This window comes from Burkholderia sp. JPY481 (genome assembly GCF_038900515.1).
In the GTDB taxonomy this organism is placed as follows: Bacteria; Pseudomonadota; Gammaproteobacteria; order Burkholderiales; family Burkholderiaceae; genus Paraburkholderia; species Paraburkholderia youngii.
In genome coordinates this window covers 297,798-313,736 of record NZ_JAYMRT010000007.1, presented here as the reverse complement: position 1 = coordinate 313,736, position 15,939 = coordinate 297,798, and the positions used below count along the sequence as shown (strand labels likewise).

The following is a 15,939-nucleotide window of genomic DNA, read 5'->3' as shown; positions in this document are numbered from 1 at the left end:
AAAACGTTAAACAAGGGGACGCCTCGTGACGCGTCGGCCCGCGGGGAAGCAGGCCGCGCACGCTATCCACAGGAATGTCATCCCATGTTGTCCCCCATCGCCCGCGCGACGCTGCTCGCGTTCGCGAGCCTGCCGCTCGTCGTGCATGCGCAAAGCGCCGAGCCTGTGTCTTCATCGTCCACTGCGGATGCAAGCACCGCGAACGCCGCAAACGTTGCCGATTCGTCAAATCCCGCTTCCGCCGATGCGTCGGGCAACGTGCTGTCGCCGATCGTCGTGACCGCGCAGCGCGGCGCGCAAGCGTTGCGCGATGCGATCCCGCAGACCACGCAGTTCGATCAGCAGGACATCGCCGACACGACCGCGACCGATCTGCCCGGCTTGCTGCGACTCGCGCCCGGCGCGCAAATCTCGCGCACGGGTGGCCCCGGTTCGACCACGAGCCTCTTTCTGCGCGGCGCGTCGTCGACACAATCGCTGCTGCTGATCGACGGCGTGCGCGTCGATTCTGTGAGTCTCGGCTCCGCTCAGCTCGCACAGATCCCGCTCGACCAGGTCGATCACGTCGAAGTCGTGAACGGCAACGTGTCGGCGTTGTACGGTTCGGGCGCGATCGGCGGTGTCGTGCAGGTGTTCACGAAAGACGGCGGCGATCATCCGCCGCGCTTCAATTTTTCTGTCGGCTACGGCAGCTATCACACGCAGACGCAAACGGCCGGCGTGAACGGCGCGCTCGATCAGGACGGCCGCACGACCTTCAACATTTCGCTCGCGCGCACGAAGGGCGACGGCTTTTCGTCGCTCAATCCGCTCGAGGCGCCGGCCGCAAATCCGAACCCGAACGGCAATCTGAACGAGAGCATCAGCGCGTCGCTGCGCCACAAGTTCAACGACAAGTGGGACGCGGGCGTCAGCTACTTCCAGTCGAACAACAACAACAGCTACGACAATGCGTACGGCGTGCCGACCGATCTGAACAACCTCTATAGCAAGGTTCGCCAGGCGTCCGTGTTCGCGAACGGCAAGCTGACCGACTGGTGGACCACCCACTTCACGCTCGCCGAGGGCGACGACCGCAGCGTCTCGAACACCAATGGCATCTACGACGACCGCTTCGATACCGACAATCGCCAGTACACGTGGCAGAACGATTTCGCGCTCGCCGCGAACCAGAAGCTGCAGCTCGGCTACGAGCATCTCGACCAGACTCTCGACTCCGACACGTTCGCCGCGCCCGACCGTCACGTCGATTCGGTCTTCGCCGGCTACAGCGCGCGCTTCGGCCGCAACCAGATTCAGGCCAACGTACGCCGCGATCAGTACTCCGATTTCGGCGGAGCGAACAGTTACTATCTCGGCTACGGTTTCGACATCACGTCGCACTGGAAGGTAACCGCAAGCTATTCGGATGCTTTCCGCGCGCCGAGCTTCGACGATCTGTACTATCCGATCAGCGGCAACCCGTCGATCCAGCCCGAGCGCAGTCACTCGGTCGAAGCCGGTTTGCAGTACGCGACCGATGCGCTCGGCGTGATGCGTCTGAACGCATTCCAGACGCGCTATACGAATCTGATCAACTACGTACAGACGATCCCCGGCATCTATCTCGCGGAGAACGTCGGCCATGCGAAGGTGCAGGGACTCGAAGGATCGTGGAGCGGTCATGTCGGCAAGACCGACGTACGCGCGACGTTGACGCTGCAGAACGCGGTCGATCTCGACAGCGGTACCGACCTCGTGCGGCGCGCGCGACGCTTTGGGTCGTTCGCGGTGAATCGCAGCATCGGTGGATGGCGGGTCGGCGGCGAGTGGATCGTCAGTGGTCCGCGTCCAGACAGCACCGGCAACCTCGGCGGTTATGGCATCGTGAATCTATCGGCGCGCTACAACATCACGAAGGCGTGGTACGTCAGCGCGCAAATCGACAATCTGTTCAACAAGGACTATGAAACGGCCTACTCGTATAACTCGCCGCGACGCGGTGCGTATGTCACGCTCGGCTGGCAGCAGCAGTGACGCGCGCGCCGGGTTGCCCGCATGCGTGAGCGCACGCGGATGAGTCGCGCGTCCGGTTCGCTGTCCGCCGCGATGGCAACGCCACGCCCGATGAATGCGAAACGCGCGGCCGCGATCTGGCTCGGACTCGCGCTCGCCGCCGTCGCGCTGCTCGGCGCGTCGCTCGTGCTCGGCAGCGTGCCGCTCGCGCCGTCGCGCGTGCTTGCGGCGCTCGTGCCAACGCACACGTTCGGCGCCACGGGCAGCGACGATCTCGCCGGCGAAATCGTGCGCACGTTGCGATTGCCGCGCGCGCTCGCGGGCTTCGCGTGCGGCGCGTTGCTGGCGCTCGCCGGCGCGCTGCTGCAGGTGCTGCTGCGCAATCCGCTGGCCGAGCCGTACGTGCTCGGCGTGTCGGGCGGCGCTGCCAGCTTCGCGCTGGTCGCGATGATCGCGGGCGGCGCCTGGTGGATCGTCGATGCGAGCGCGTTCGCCGGTGCGTTCGTGTCGATCCTGCTGGTGCTCGGACTCGCGCGTCGCGAACTGTGGCGCGGCGAGCCGCAGGACACGTCGCCGCGTTTGCTGCTGACCGGGGCGGTGATCGCGGCCGGGTGGGGCGCGATGATCACGCTGCTGCTCAATCTCGCGCCCGATAGCCGTCTGCGCGGCATGCTGTTCTGGCTGACCGGCGACCTCAACGGCGGCGCGCTGCCGTGGACCGCGCTGATCGCGCTCGCGCTCGTGTTGCTCGCGATCGTGCCGGCCGCGCCGCGTTTGAACCTGCTGCTGCGCGGCGACGCGGCCGCGCAAGCGTTGGGCGTTGCGGTGATGCCGCTGCGTTTGCGCGTGTACCTGGTCGCTTCGCTGGCGGCGGCCGCGGCGGTGACGACCGCCGGCACGATCGGCTTCGTCGGTCTCGTCGTGCCGCACATGCTGCGGCTCGCGTTCGGCAACGACCAGCGCATGCTGCTGCCGGCGGCCGCGCTCGGCGGCGGTGTCGCGGTGATGGGCGCGGATCTGATCGCGCGTACCGTGATCGCACCCGCGCAATTGCCGGTCGGCGTGATTACTTCGCTGGTCGGCGTGCCGGTGTTTTTGTGGATGCTGCTCAAACGCCGCCGATGATGCAAGCCGAACCTAGACCCACCTCTTCGATGCTGAGCACGCAACGCCTGACGCTGCGCGCCGGCGCGCGCACCTTGCTCGATGCGTTCACGCACACCTTCCATGCGGGAGAAATCTGGTGTATCGCCGGGCCGAACGGCGCGGGCAAGACCACCTTGCTGTCGACACTGGCAGGCCTGTTGCATCCGGCGGCGGGCCATGTCGAACTCGATGGCGTGCGCGTGGCCGACTGGCAGCCGCTGCCGCTCGCGCGGCGCCGCGCGCTGATGCCGCAAAGCGCGGCCGATGCGTTCAATGCCAGCGTGCTCGACATCGTGCTGCTGAACCGCTTCCCGCATCTGGGCAGCTGGGGCTGGGAGCGCGATGAAGATCGTGCGGCCGCGCAGGCGGCGCTCGAATCGCTCGGCCTTGCGGACTTTGCGGCGCGCGATGTGCTGTCGCTATCGGGCGGCGAGCGTCAGCGCGTCGCGCTCGCGGCAGTGCTGTGCCAGGACGCGCCGCTATTGCTGCTCGACGAACCGTTGTCGCATCTCGATCTGCATCATCAGATCGATTGCCTCGAAGCGCTCGTCGCATGGACGAGCGAACCGGGACGCAAGATACCGCGCAGCGTGCTGTTCTCATGCCACGACCTTAACCTCGCGCGCCGCTTCGCGACGCACGCGTTGCTGCTCGACGGCGCGGGCGGCGCGTATGCGGGCCCGGTGCGCGACGTGCTGACGCCCGCGTTGACGAGCCGCGCGTTCGGCTATCCGCTGATTCTGATTCGCGATGGCGAGCACGAGGCGCTGATTCCCGCGCCGCGCGCGCGTCATGAATCGCCTGCCGGTCATGACGGACAGTCAGGCTGACTATTCATCCCCCATACCTTGTCTCGATCACACCTATGACTCGCATCCCACTCCCGGCCGGTTTGCCCGAAGTCGCGCCGCTCGATCAGACGCTGCGCGCCGAGCTGCAACGGATCATCGATACGCGCACCAAACCGCCCGGCAGCCTCGGCCGGCTCGAAACGCTCGCGCGTCAGATGGGTCTGATCCAGCGCAGTACGCGTCCCAGTGTGCAGCGTCCCGCGATGATCGTGTTCGCGGGCGATCACGGCATCGCCGCCGAAGGCGTGAGCCCGTACCCGCAAGCGGTGACCGCGCAGATGGTCGCGAACTTCATCGCGGGCGGCGCGGCGATCAATGCGCTCAGCCGCGTCGCCGGTCTCGAACTCGAAGTGGTCAACGCGGGCATCGCCACGCCGCTGCCGTCCACCGACGGACTCGTCGATATTCCGATCGGGCGCGGCACGCGCAACTTCGCGCACGAAGCCGCGATGACGCACGCCGAAGCGCTCGCCGCGATGCAGGCAGGCGCCGCGCGCGTGCGTCATCACGCGGCGCTCGGCACCAACGTGATCGGCTTCGGCGAGATGGGCATCGCGAACACGTCGGCGTCCGCCTGTCTGATGAGCCGCCTGTGCGGCGTGCCGATCGACGACTGCGTCGGCCGCGGCACCGGTCTCGACAATGCCGGACTCGCGAAGAAGCGCAACGTGCTCGCGGCGGCGCTCGCGCGTCATCCGGACGCCTGCGCGCCGCTCGACGTGCTCGCGACCTTCGGCGGCTTCGAAATCGCGATGATGACAGGCGCGTTTCTGGCGGCCGCCGAGGCGCGCATGACGATCCTCGTCGATGGTTTCATCGCGACCTCCGCGCTGCTGGTCGCCGATGCGCTCTCGCCCGACGTGCGCGAGTACTGCGTGTTTGCGCATGCGTCGAACGAGGCCGGGCATCGGCGCATGCTCGACCATTTCGGCGCGCAGCCGCTGCTGTCGCTCGACATGCGGCTCGGCGAGGGCACCGGCGCCGCGCTCGCGGTGCCGGTGCTGCGCGCGGCGGCGGCCTTCATCAATGAGATGGCCAGCTTCGATTCCGCGGGCGTCGCGGATCGCGAACCGTGATGCACTCGAACCCACGCTTCGCGGCAACGCGAAGCCCGGCTCGCATCGCTGCGAACATGCACTCGACACGTCCATGAACCCGCTCGCGGAATTGCGCTATTTCTTCACGGCGCTCGGTTACTTCACGCGCGTGCCCGTGCCGCGCTGGGTCGGCTACGAGCCGCATTATCTGAACGCGGCGGCGCGCTATTTTCCACTCGTCGGCGTGCTGGTCGGCGGCTTCAGCGCGCTCGTCTACCTGGCCGCGCTGCGCGTGTTTCCGGCGGGCGTCGCGGTGCTGCTGTCGATGGCCGCATCGCTGCTCGTGACGGGCGCGTTCCACGAGGACGGTCTGGCCGATTGCGTCGATGCGTTCGGTGGCGCCTATACGCGCGACGATGCGTTGCGCATCATGCACGACTCGCGCATCGGTGCTTTCGGTGCCATCGCGCTCGTGATCGCGTTGGCGATCAAGTGGCAAACGCTCGCCGCGTTGCCGCCGCTTTCCGCCGCAAGTCTGATGGGTGCGGCGCATGGCGCGAGCCGCGCGTGCGCGATCAGTTATCTGGCCACGCTCGACTATGTGCGCACCGCGGGCAAAGCCAAGCCGGTCGCGCAGCGTCTGAGCGGGCCAGCCCTGCTGTGCGCCGCGCTGTTCGGGCTGCCGTGGCTGCTGTGGCCGAACGGCCCCGGCGCGCCCGACTGGCGTTTCGCCGCGCTCACGTGTGTCGTGCTGTTGGCGCTGCGCTTCGCGATGGCCCGTTATTTCGTCAGACGCATCGGCGGCTATACCGGCGACTGTCTCGGCTTCGCGCAGCAGATCTTCGAATTGAGCATCTATCTGGTGGGGCTTGCATGGATATCGTCCTGATTCGACATCCCGCTGTCGCGCTCGAGGCGGGGGTTTGTTATGGCCATAGTGATGTCGCGTTGGCGGAAAGCGCCGAGGTCACGTCCAACGCGTTGGCGGTGAAGCTCGCGAGCTTGCAGGTGCCGGCGCCGCGCGTGCTGATCACGAGTCCGCTCACGCGCTGCGCCGCGCTCGCGAACGAGATCGCCAACGACTTCGGCTGCGTGGTCAGCCACGACGAGCGTCTGAAGGAGATGGATTTCGGCGAATGGGAAGCGCAGCGCTGGGATACGATCGATCGCGCCCAGCTCGACGACTGGGCCGCCAATTTCGAACATGCGCGCGCGCATGGCGGCGAGAGCGTCGCGCAATTCGTCGCTCGTGTGCGAGCGTGGTTCGATGCGTTCGCGCTGACGCGCGAGCTGTCGCCCGCGTACGTGGTCACGCACGCGGGCGTGATGCGCGCGATCGCGTCGTGGGTGCTGGAGGTGCCGCTCGCACGTTGCCTGCAGTGGTCGCTCGATATGGCGGGGATCGTCTGGTTGCGGCGTAACGACGAGACGCTGCAGTGGTCGCTGGTGCGATGGAATGCGTGACCCGCGTGCTCATCCGGAGAACTGAGCGTATTTTTTGCGCGTCCCGCGGCGCGTCATGGCGCGGTTTTGTTTGTGCGCGAGCGCGCCAGTTCAAGGTCCTCGCACAGTTGCCGTGCGCCTTGCGCGATGCGCGGCGCGGGGCGATTGATCAGATCGCCGTCGATCGCAAACAGGTTGTTGTTCGCGACGGCCGCGAGACGCGGCCACGCGCGCCATGTGTCGAGTTGCGGCAGCGTCGTGTCGGGCTGCGTCGCGCCGGGCGCGGCCGTGACGATCGCCTGCGGATTCGCCGCGAGCACCGCTTCGGTCGATACGGTCGGCACGAGCGGCTGCAGGTCCGCGAACACGTTGCGGCCGCCGCATAGCGTGATCACGTCGCTGATCATGTGCTCGCCGTTTAGCGTCATCAGCGGCCGGTCCCATACCTGATAGAACACGCTGACTACCGGGCGATTCGCATACCGCGCGCGCAGACGGGCGATGTCGTCGCGATAGGCGGCCGCCGCCGCGTCCGCGCTCGCCGAGGTGCCGAGCAGCCGGCCGAGCTTCGTCAGCGTCACGGCGATATCGTCGAGACGGCGCGGCTCGCTGAAAAAGAGCGGCACGTGCAGCTCGCGCAAGCGCTCGAGCTGGCGCTGCGCATTGCCATGCCGCCAAACGACGATCAAATCCGGTTTCAGCGCGACGATGCGTTCGAGGTCGAGCGCCTTGTTGTCGCCGACGCGCGGCAGTTGCTTCGCTTCGGGCGGATAGTCGCTGTATGACACCGCGCCGACCATCTTTGGGCCGCCGCCCGCGGCGTACAGCAATTCGGTCACGTGCGGGGCGAGGCTGATCACGCGTTGCGCGGGCGCGGCGAGCGTGACGGTCGCGCCGCTGTCGTCGGTGACGGTGATCGCGGCGTGCGCGCTCAGCGCAGATAGAGCGAGCGCCGCGGCGCTGAACCACTGGATCGATCGGCGCGCGGGCGCGGCAAAGCGGGTGGAGCGAGTGAAGCGGGTCATCGGGCGAGGGCGGATCACGAAGCGTTGAACGGCTGCGGTGCGAAGGACGGTGCGCTAACCGGAGCGCGCGGTATCGATCGAATCAACCGCCTGTTGCAGCTGTTGTTCGAAGCGGGTCCATTCGGCTTCATCGCCCGGCAGCCCGAAGCGTACGCTGGCCGATGGCATCCGCGGAGATGGCGGAAAAAGACGCGTCCACACGCCGCGCCGCGCGAGCGCTTCGTGCAATGCGGCGGCGCGCGCATCGTCGGTCCATGCGAAAAGCGGGGTCCCGCGTGTCGCGAAACCGTGCGCATGCAACAGCCCGGCAAGCCGCGCGCTTTCGGTGGTCAGCCGCTCACGCATCCGCGTTTGCCATGCGGCATCGGCGAACGCGGCGCTCACCGCATGACGTGCGGGACCGCTGACCGTCCACGCGCCCAAACTGTCGCGCAACGCGGCGAGCAAGGCCGGCGCACCCAGCACGAAGCCGGCGCGCACCCCCGCGAGCCCGAAGAACTTGCCGGGCGAGCGTAATACGACGAGCCCGTCTCGCCCCGTATGCGCCGCCAGCGACGCGACGCGCGCGGCCGGCAGCGTATCGGCGAAAGCTTCGTCGACCAGCAGCGTGCCGCCGCGTTCGCGCAGCTGCGCGTGCCAGTGCAGCAGCCTCGCGGCATCGATATGGGTAGCCGTCGGATTGTCGGGATTGACGATCACGACATGCGTGAGCGCGGCGGGCAGCGTGTCGAGCTGCACGTCGAGCGGCGCGACCTCGTGTCCGGCGCGCGCGAACGCCGGCGCGTACTCGCCGTAGGTCAGCGGCGCGATGCCGACCGTGGCGCGCGGCAGCAGCGCGGGCAGCGCGCGAATCCCCGCCTGGCTGCCGGCCACCGGCAGCACGTGCGCGGCATCGGGTGCGCCGTAGTAGCGCGCGGCCCGCTCGGCGAAGCCGTCGCCTTCGTCGGGCAAACGGCGCCATGCGTCGGCGGGCAGCGGCGGCACCGGGTAGCCGTGCGGATTGATGCCGGTCGACAGATCGAGCCAATGTGCGTACGGAATGCCGTAGCGCGTCGCCGCTTCGTGCAGGTTGCCGCCGTGTGCGATCGTGTCGCTTGCGGTTTGCTCGCGCGCGTGTATCCGGTCGGTCATGCGCTCGTCCCATCGCTACGCGTGTCGTTTCGCTCAGCCATGAAACGGCACGCTCAACAAGGCCAGCACGATCAGCACGGCCAGCCACAGAATCACCGTGCGTTCGACCAGCATCAACGCGGCGCCCACATGACGCGCCTCGGCGCGATGCCCGAAGCCCAGCGTCGGCCGATGCTCGAGCGTGCCGTGATACACGGCCGGCCCGCCGATCAGCACGTTCAGGCTGCCGGCGCCGGACGCCATCACCGGTCCTGCGTTCGGGCTGTCCCAGCGCGGCGCCTGCTCGCGCCAGCAGCGCCATGCGGTCAGTGTGTCGCCGAGCAGCGCGTAGCTGGTGGCGGTCAGCCGTGCGGGAATCCAGTTCAGCACGTCGTCGATGCGCGCGGCGGCCCAGCCGAAGCGCAGATAGCGCGGCGTGCGATAACCCCACATCGCGTCGAGCGTATTGGCGAGGCGAAAGCCGAGCGCGCCAGGCCCGCCCGCGAGCGCGAACCAGAACAGCGCGCCGAAGATCGCGTCGTTGCCGTTTTCGAGCGCCGATTCGACCGCGGCGCGCGCGAGCGCGGCTTCGTCGGACTGACTGGTGTCGCGCGACACGATCCGCGCGGTCAGCTCACGTGCGGCGGCGAGATCGTGTTGGCCCAGCGCCCTCGAGATCGGCGCGATGTGGTCGCGCAGGCTGCGCGCGCCGAGCGCGAACCACAGCAGCGCGACATGCAGCGCGCAGGCCGCGAACAACGGCAGCACGGCGACCAGCCACCACGCGGTCAACACCGGCGGCAGCACCGCGAGCGCCCATGCGAGCAGCCCCTTGAGCCGCAGACGCCGGTCGTGATCGAAGCGCGCCTCGATGCGCGTGGCCCAGTTGCCGAAGCCGACCAGCGGATGGCGGCGGCTCGGCTCGCCGAACCACCGATCGACGGCGATGCCCGCGACCGCGAGTGTCGCGACCAGCGGCATCGTCAGCGGCGGCATCACGCGTGGCTCGCGCTTTTCAGCGCGAGCGGCAGTCCCGCCACCATCAACGTGGCCACGCTGCTCAATGCGGCGATGCGCTGATTGAGGCGGCCGAGTTCGTCGACGTAAAGGCGGGTGGCTTCGCCGAGCGGCACGACGCCGAGCCCGATCTCGTTGCTGACGATGATGATCTTGCCGCGCGCGCCGGCGAGCGCGGCTTCGAACGCGGTGGCCTGCTCGTAGTAGTGCGACAGCGGCGGTGCGGCGCCGTCGGCGGGACACAGCAGGTTGGCGAGCCACAGCGTCAGGCAGTCGATCAGTAGACACTGGCCCGGCGCGTCGTGTTGCGCTAGCGCGCCCGCGAGATCGTCGTCCGCTTCGACGAGCCCCCAATGCGCGGGCCGCCGCTCGCGATGATGCGCGATGCGCGCGTTGAATTCGGCGTCGTCGGTGACGCGGGCGGTGGCGATGTAGGTGACGGGGAGGGCGCTGTCGCTGGCGAGCCGCTCGGCATGCGCGCTCTTGCCCGAGCGGGCGCCACCGAGGACGAAGGTGAGGTCGCGGGGAGTCATCCTATGATTGTACCGGCGCGATGGGATAATGCCGCTCGATTCCATTACAACGCCACTGTCCACCCTCCACCTGCACCGCCGTGACCCGAATGCCCATTTCCCCCGACACCCTGCCTGTGCCGCGCGGCACGCTGATGATCCAGGGCACCACGTCCGATGCGGGCAAGAGCACGCTGGTCGCGGGACTGTGCCGCCTCGCGCGGCGCGCGGGCGCGCGGGTCGCGCCGTTCAAGCCGCAGAACATGGCGCTGAACAGCGCGGTCACCGTCGACGGCGGCGAGATCGGCCGCGCGCAGGCACTGCAGGCGCTTGCCGCGGGCATCGACGCGCATACCGATCTGAACCCGGTGCTGTTGAAGCCGACCAGCGATCGCGGTGCGCAGGTGATCACCCACGGCAAGGCGCGCATCAATCTCGACGCGCGCGCGTATCACGACTACAAGCCGGTCGCGTTCGAGGCGGTGCTGGAGTCGTATGCGCGGCTGCGCGCGTCGTACGACACGATTTTTGTCGAAGGCGCGGGCAGTCCGGCCGAGATCAATCTGCGCGAGCGCGACATCGCGAACATGGGTTTCGCGGAGGCGGTCGATTGTCCGGTCGTGCTGGTCGCCGACATCGATCGCGGCGGCGTGTTCGCGCACCTGACCGGCACGCTCGCGTGTCTGTCCGACAGCGAGCAGGCGCGCGTGCGCGGCTTCATCATCAACCGCTTTCGCGGCGACATCGGTCTGCTCAAGCCCGGGCTCGACTGGCTGGAAGCGAAGACCGGCAAGCCGGTGCTCGGGGTCGTGCCGTATCTGCACGGCCTGACGCTCGACGCCGAGGACATGCTGCCGCCCGAGCTGCGCGCGGCGGCGAGCGGGGAAGCGCGCCGTCTGCTGCGCGTGGTCGTGCCGGTGCTGCCGCACATCAGCAACCACACCGACTTCGACGCGCTGCGCGCGCATCCGCAGGTCGATTTTCACTATGTGCGCGCGGGCACGCCGCCGCCGGCCGCCGATCTGATCATCCTGCCGGGCTCGAAGAACGTGCCGGACGACCTCGCGTTTCTGCGCGCGCAGGGCTGGGGCGACGTGCTCGCGCGGCATCTGCGGTATGGCGGCCGCGTGATCGGCATTTGCGGCGGCATGCAGATGCTGGGCCGCGAGATCGCCGATCCGCATGGTGTCGAGGGCGCACCCGGCACCTTCGCAGGCTTCGGCTGGCTCGACTACGCGACGGTGCTCACGCGCGACAAGACGCTGAAGAACGTGACTGGGCGCCTCGCGCTGCCCGGCGCACCGGATGTCGCCGGCTACGAGATTCACATGGGCGAAACGCGCGGGCCGGCATTGGACACGCCGGCGCTGCGGCTCGACCGTGCTGGTCCGCGCGAGGGCGGCGCGGATCTTGGCCGTCCCGATGGCGCGTTGTCCGCCGACGGCCAGATTCTCACGACCTACGTGCATGGCCTGTTCGACACGCCGGCCGCGTGCGCGGCGCTGCTCGCGTGGGCGGGGTTGAGCGATGCCGAAACGGTGGACTATCCGGCGTTGCGCGAGGCGTCGCTGGAGCGGCTGGCCGATACGCTCGCCGAGCACGTCGATATGCGCGGGCTGTTCGCGGCGCTGGGGTGACGCTTTGCGCCGGCCTTTCGATCGGATCGAAAGCCATTGCTGCGCGGGCGGGGCGCTTAGTACAACACCATCTGCGTGCAACGAAACAGTGCGATGGTCTTACCATCGGGACCAATGACCGTCGCGTCCCAGACCTGCGTGCTGCGCCCAAGGTGCACACTCTTCGCGACCGCGCGGATCGTGCCCTGCGTGGCGGTGCCGAGGAAGTTGCTCTTCAGCTCGACCGTCGTGAAATTGCGCGAATTTTCGGGCAGATGCGCGATGCACGCGTAGCCGCAGGCGGTGTCGGCGAGGCCGATCACGGTGGCCGCGTGCAGGAAGCCGTTCGGCGCGAGCAGCTCGTCGCGCACGGTCAGTTCGGCGATCAGCGTGCCCTGGTCCACGGTCAGCACGCGTAGGCCCAGCAAGTCCGGCAGCGTGCCCTTCTGGCGCTCCTGCAGGCGTTCGACGGTGTATTCCGGGCGCAGTTTGCTCATGAGATTTCAGGTCCTTGTCGATAAAAACGGCGGTTTGCGGCGGCTGATTCGCGATGCGGGGGTTTCGGCCGCGCGGGATTTGTCGATATTATCAACGGCTGAACCGGTGGGCGTACCTGGAGACCGATCTTCGAACGGCAGCGATCATGGAGCCCGCCGGCGCCGGTCACAGCGGATCGGCGGGTACGGAGCAATAGCGCGGCAAACCGGCTGGCAGCGGTCCAGCCTTCTTTCCGGGAGATTTCATGTCGGTGATCGTGGTGGCGAATCCGAAGGGCGGCGTGGGCAAGAGCACGCTATCGACCAATCTGGCCGGCTATTTCGCCGCGGAGGGCGAATGGGTCGCGCTGGCCGACCTCGACAAGCAGCACTCCGCGCATGCGTGGCTCGAATTGCGGCCCTCCACGCTGCCGGCCATCGAAACCTGGGAGGTCAATCCCGACACGCCGGCCAAGCCGCCGAAAGGCCTCGAGCACGCGGTCGTCGACACGCCGGCCGGCTTGCATGGCAATCGCATGAACATCGCGCTCGATCTCGCCGACAAGGTGATCGTGCCGCTCCAGCCGTCGATGTTCGATATTCTCGCGACCCAGGAATTTCTCGAGCGGCTCGCGAAGGAAAAGGCGGTCAGGAAGGGCGCGATCGAGATCGGCGTGGTCGGCATGCGCGTCGATGCACGCACGCGCTCGGCCGAGCAGCTGCATCGTTTCGTCGAGGGATTGAAGCTGCCGGTGCTCGGCTTTCTGCGCGACACGCAGAACTACGTGCAGCTCGCGGCGCACGGCCTGACGCTGTGGGACGTCGCGAAAAGCCGCGTGGAGAAGGATCTGGAGCAGTGGCAGCCGATCGTCGAGTGGACGAACGGCACGGGGAAGAAGGGCTGAGGGCGGGGGGCTGCCCGCCATCAGTCGCGCATCACGAGCTGCGCTCAGCTCCAGGCCTGGGTGGGCACATGGTCGCGGCTGCCCTTGATTTTGTTGTTTTCATCGACGAACACCAGGTCCGGCTTCCAGCCCGCCTTCAGCTCCGCCTCGTCGACCACCGCGAACGCCGCGATGATGACCAGATCGCCGAGCTGCGCGCGACGCGCGGCCGAGCCGTTCAGCGAAATCATCCCGCTGCCGCGCTCACCCTTGATCGCGTAGGTCGAGAAGCGCTCGCCGTTGTTGATGTTCCAGATGTCGATCCGTTCGTTTTCGACGATGTTCGCTGCTTCGAGCAGGTCTTCGTCGATCGCGCACGAGCCCTCGTAGTGGAGCTCGCAGTGCGTGACCGCGACGCGGTGAATCTTCGACTTCAGCATATTGCGTTGCATGATCAATCCAATCCTGTGTGACTGCGCAGTGTAATCAGGTTCGCGCGGGCGGGTGCGGCGTCAGATTTCGAGGTTGTCGATGAGCCGGGTCGCGCCGAGCTTGGCGGCGGCCAGCACGACGAGCGGTGCGTTGGCGTCCTGCGCGCCGGGCGCGATCAGGTTCGAGCGCTTGCGGATCGCGATGTAATCGGGATTCCAGCCGCGCGCCGCGAGCGTCGCTTTGGCCGACTCCTCGAGCTTCGCGAAGTCGCGCTCGCCCGCGAGCACTGCGTCGCGCACGCGATTGAGTTCGGCGGCCAGCATCGGCGCCTCGGCGCGCTCGGCGGCCGAAAGGTAGCGGTTGCGCGAGCTGAGCGCGAGGCCGTCGGTGTCGCGCACGGTTTCGGCGGCGACGATGTCGGTCGGCAGCGCGAATTGGTGGCACATCTGGCGCACGATCATCAGCTGCTGATAATCCTTCTTGCCGAACACCGCGACGCGCGGCTGCACGCACGACATCAGCTTCATCACCACGGTACAGACGCCGTGGAAGAAGCCGGGACGGAATTCGCCCTCGAGGATGTCGCCGAGATCGTGCGGCGGATGGACGCGATACTCCTGCGGCTCCGGATACATGTCCTTTTCGGTCGGCGCGAACAACACGTAGACGCCTTCCTTCTGCAGCTTCTCGATGTCGGCTTCGAGCGTGCGCGGATATTTGTCGAAATCCTCGTTCGGGCCGAACTGCAGGCGATTGACGAAAATGCTCGCCACGACCGGGTCGCCATGCTGGCGCGCGAGGCGCATCAGCGACAGATGGCCCTCGTGCAGGTTGCCCATCGTCGGCACAAAGGCCGTGCGGTTCTGGCCGCGCAACTGGTCGCGCAATTCATGGATCGAGCTGATGACTTTCATGATCGGACAGGGAAAGGCTCGCGCGGCGCGCGATCCGGTTGGCGCGACACCTGGCGGAATCGCGCGGGTCATCGCCTCGCCGGCAAATGACGGGTTCGGAGCGCGGATTGTAGTGGATTTGGGCAGCGGGCGCACCGAATCGCGGCGGCTCCTCGGAGCGGCGCGCCGCGAGCTTGCCGCGCGGTTCCCGCTGAGGCCCGCCAGTCTTCGCTGCGACGGTTCCTAACGATTTTCCCGCGATCCGGCCGCTATTTCGCAATCAGGCCGGCAGATACGCCAGTCGCACGTAAATCGGCGCGAACGGCTCCGCCTGGGTGATTTCGACGAGCGATTCGCGGCACAGTTCGAGCACGGCGATGAAGTTCACCACGACCACCGGCACGCCGCGGCTCGTGTCGAACAGATCGGAAAACTCGATGAAGCGCGCGTTCTGCAACTGCCGCAGTATCAGGCTCATGTGCTCGCGCACCGACAGTTCCTCGCGCGAAATCTTGTGATGCTGGACCAGCTTCGCGCGCTTGATCACGTCGGCCCACGCGGCGCGCAGGTCGTCGCTGTTCACGTCCGGGAACCGCGGCGTGACGCTCTGCTCGATGTAGACCTCGGCGCGCAGAAAGTCGCGCCCGAGCTGCGGCAATTGGTCGATGCGTTGCGCGGCGAGCTTGATCTGCTCGTATTCGAGCAGGCGGCGCACCAGTTCGGCGCGTGGGTCTTCGGCTTCTTCGCCGGTGTCGGCCTTCTTGACCGGCAGCAGCATGCGCGACTTGATCTCGATCAGCATCGCGGCCATCAGCAGATACTCGGACGCGAGTTCGAGATTGGTCTTGCGCAGTTGCTCGACGTAGCCGAGATATTGCTCGGTGACATCCGCCATCGGGATGTCGAGCACGTTGAAGTTCTGCTTGCGGATCAGGTACAGCAGCAGGTCGAGCGGCCCCTCGAAGGTTTCGAGGAACACTTCGAGCGCGTCCGGCGGGATGTACAGGTCGTTCGGCAGCTTGAACAGCGGCTCGCCGTACAGACGCGCGAAAGCGACGCCGTCGACCGTATCGGGCGTCGAATCGGTCGCGGGCGTGGAAAGCGCGGTGTCGGACGGTGCCGGCGCTGGGCCATGAACCGGGCCGTGGACCGGTTCGTGAACTGGGCCGTGAAGCGGACCATGCACCTCGTCAGCGTGACTCATCGTCGGCGTGACTGGGGCGCTTAGAAGTTCTGGTAGTACGAGTAAGGCGTCTGCTGCACGCGCGAAGCTTTCTGCTCGGCGCGCTCTTCCAGATCGATCGGCTGTTTGTCCCACAGCAGTGCGCGGCCTTTGCGTTGCTCGGCCTCGAGATTGGGCTTCTGTTGCTTGAGCTGGTTCAGGAACTGGGTGATGTCCGATTGATACATGGCTCGACGTCCGTGGTGGGTAAGGTGGCGGCTCTCCGCTGGCCGCTGCGCGGTGCCGCTAGGAGGGCGCCGTCATCCGCGATTTTACCGCA

Annotated in this window: 17 protein-coding genes; 8 read left to right on the top strand and 9 right to left on the bottom strand. The window is 67.4% G+C overall.

Going from position 1 to position 15,939, the window contains the following annotated elements; translation table 11 throughout:
- The first annotated feature begins 84 nt into the window (after positions 1–84).
- From VSR82_RS19565 to cobC, 6 genes are all read left to right on the top strand, one after another.
- A complete protein-coding gene (locus VSR82_RS19565; RefSeq protein WP_498857998.1) occupies positions 85–2,016 on the top strand; it encodes a TonB-dependent receptor domain-containing protein in 1,932 nt (643 codons plus the stop codon).
- Positions 2,017–2,055: 39 nt separating this feature from the next.
- Complete coding sequence (locus tag VSR82_RS19560) at positions 2,056–3,120, top strand: FecCD family ABC transporter permease (RefSeq protein WP_429460632.1); 1,065 nt, start codon at positions 2,056–2,058, stop codon at positions 3,118–3,120.
- Complete coding sequence (locus VSR82_RS19555) at positions 3,120–3,971, top strand: ABC transporter ATP-binding protein (RefSeq protein ID WP_429460630.1); 852 nt, start codon at positions 3,120–3,122, stop codon at positions 3,969–3,971. The genes VSR82_RS19560 and VSR82_RS19555 overlap by 1 nt, the downstream gene beginning before the upstream one ends.
- Positions 3,972–4,006: 35 nt before the next feature.
- Complete coding sequence (cobT, locus tag VSR82_RS19550; protein ID WP_429460627.1) at positions 4,007–5,068, top strand: nicotinate-nucleotide--dimethylbenzimidazole phosphoribosyltransferase; 1,062 nt, start codon at positions 4,007–4,009, stop codon at positions 5,066–5,068.
- A 73-nt stretch (positions 5,069–5,141) separates the two neighbouring features.
- Complete coding sequence (locus tag VSR82_RS19545) at positions 5,142–5,918, top strand: adenosylcobinamide-GDP ribazoletransferase (protein WP_429460625.1); 777 nt, start codon at positions 5,142–5,144, stop codon at positions 5,916–5,918.
- Positions 5,903–6,493, top strand: a complete 591-nt coding sequence (cobC, locus tag VSR82_RS19540) for an alpha-ribazole phosphatase (RefSeq protein ID WP_176121149.1) — start codon at positions 5,903–5,905, stop codon at positions 6,491–6,493. Before VSR82_RS19545 ends, cobC begins: the two co-directional genes overlap by 16 nt.
- A 53-nt stretch (positions 6,494–6,546) precedes the next feature.
- On the opposite strand, the gene VSR82_RS19535 is transcribed toward cobC, so the two are convergent.
- Genes VSR82_RS19535 through cobU form a run of 4 tightly spaced genes read right to left on the bottom strand, consistent with a single transcriptional unit; the run spans position 6,547 to position 10,157 of the window.
- Positions 6,547–7,497, bottom strand: coding sequence for a cobalamin-binding protein (locus VSR82_RS19535; protein WP_498857997.1), 951 nt, complete (start codon positions 7,495–7,497; stop codon positions 6,547–6,549).
- A 54-nt stretch (positions 7,498–7,551) separates the two neighbouring features.
- Positions 7,552–8,628: a threonine-phosphate decarboxylase CobD gene (gene cobD, locus VSR82_RS19530; RefSeq protein ID WP_429460621.1), complete on the bottom strand. Its 1,077-nt coding sequence runs from the start codon at positions 8,626–8,628 to the stop codon at positions 7,552–7,554.
- Between the two features lie 33 nt (positions 8,629–8,661).
- Positions 8,662–9,603 carry an adenosylcobinamide-phosphate synthase CbiB gene (gene cbiB / locus VSR82_RS19525; RefSeq protein WP_429461934.1) on the bottom strand — a complete coding sequence of 314 codons (942 nt, stop codon included), beginning with the start codon at positions 9,601–9,603 and terminating at the stop codon, positions 8,662–8,664.
- Positions 9,603–10,157: a bifunctional adenosylcobinamide kinase/adenosylcobinamide-phosphate guanylyltransferase gene (cobU, locus tag VSR82_RS19520; RefSeq protein WP_368586677.1), complete on the bottom strand. Its 555-nt coding sequence runs from the start codon at positions 10,155–10,157 to the stop codon at positions 9,603–9,605. The genes cbiB and cobU overlap by 1 nt, the downstream gene beginning before the upstream one ends.
- Before the next feature lie 89 nt (positions 10,158–10,246).
- Here cobU and VSR82_RS19515 point away from each other — a divergent pair, with 89 nt between their 5' ends.
- A complete protein-coding gene (locus VSR82_RS19515; RefSeq protein WP_429461932.1) occupies positions 10,247–11,773 on the top strand; it encodes a cobyric acid synthase in 1,527 nt (508 codons plus the stop codon).
- A gap of 56 nt (positions 11,774–11,829) precedes the next feature.
- On the opposite strand, the gene VSR82_RS19510 is transcribed toward VSR82_RS19515, so the two are convergent.
- Positions 11,830–12,249 (bottom strand): PaaI family thioesterase, encoded by a 420-nt coding sequence (locus VSR82_RS19510; RefSeq protein WP_429460617.1) that lies wholly within the window; start codon positions 12,247–12,249, stop codon positions 11,830–11,832.
- A gap of 245 nt (positions 12,250–12,494) precedes the next feature.
- Between VSR82_RS19510 and VSR82_RS19505 the strand changes: the two genes are divergently transcribed.
- A complete protein-coding gene (locus VSR82_RS19505) occupies positions 12,495–13,133 on the top strand; it encodes a ParA family protein (RefSeq protein WP_368586680.1) in 639 nt (212 codons plus the stop codon).
- 44 nt (positions 13,134–13,177) lie between these two features.
- On the opposite strand, the gene panD is transcribed toward VSR82_RS19505, so the two are convergent.
- From panD to VSR82_RS19485, 4 genes are all read right to left on the bottom strand, one after another.
- Complete coding sequence (gene panD, locus VSR82_RS19500) at positions 13,178–13,564, bottom strand: aspartate 1-decarboxylase (RefSeq protein ID WP_018431692.1); 387 nt, start codon at positions 13,562–13,564, stop codon at positions 13,178–13,180.
- 60 nt (positions 13,565–13,624) lie between these two features.
- Complete coding sequence (gene panC / locus VSR82_RS19495; RefSeq protein WP_013088714.1) at positions 13,625–14,458, bottom strand: pantoate--beta-alanine ligase; 834 nt, start codon at positions 14,456–14,458, stop codon at positions 13,625–13,627.
- 259 nt (positions 14,459–14,717) lie between these two features.
- Entirely contained in the window at positions 14,718–15,641 is a 924-nt protein-coding gene (locus VSR82_RS19490; protein WP_429460614.1) for a segregation and condensation protein A, read from the bottom strand.
- A 20-nt stretch (positions 15,642–15,661) separates the two neighbouring features.
- Positions 15,662–15,847, bottom strand: a complete 186-nt coding sequence (locus VSR82_RS19485; RefSeq protein ID WP_013088716.1) for a DUF3460 family protein — start codon at positions 15,845–15,847, stop codon at positions 15,662–15,664.
- Between the last annotated feature and the right edge of the window lie 92 nt (positions 15,848–15,939).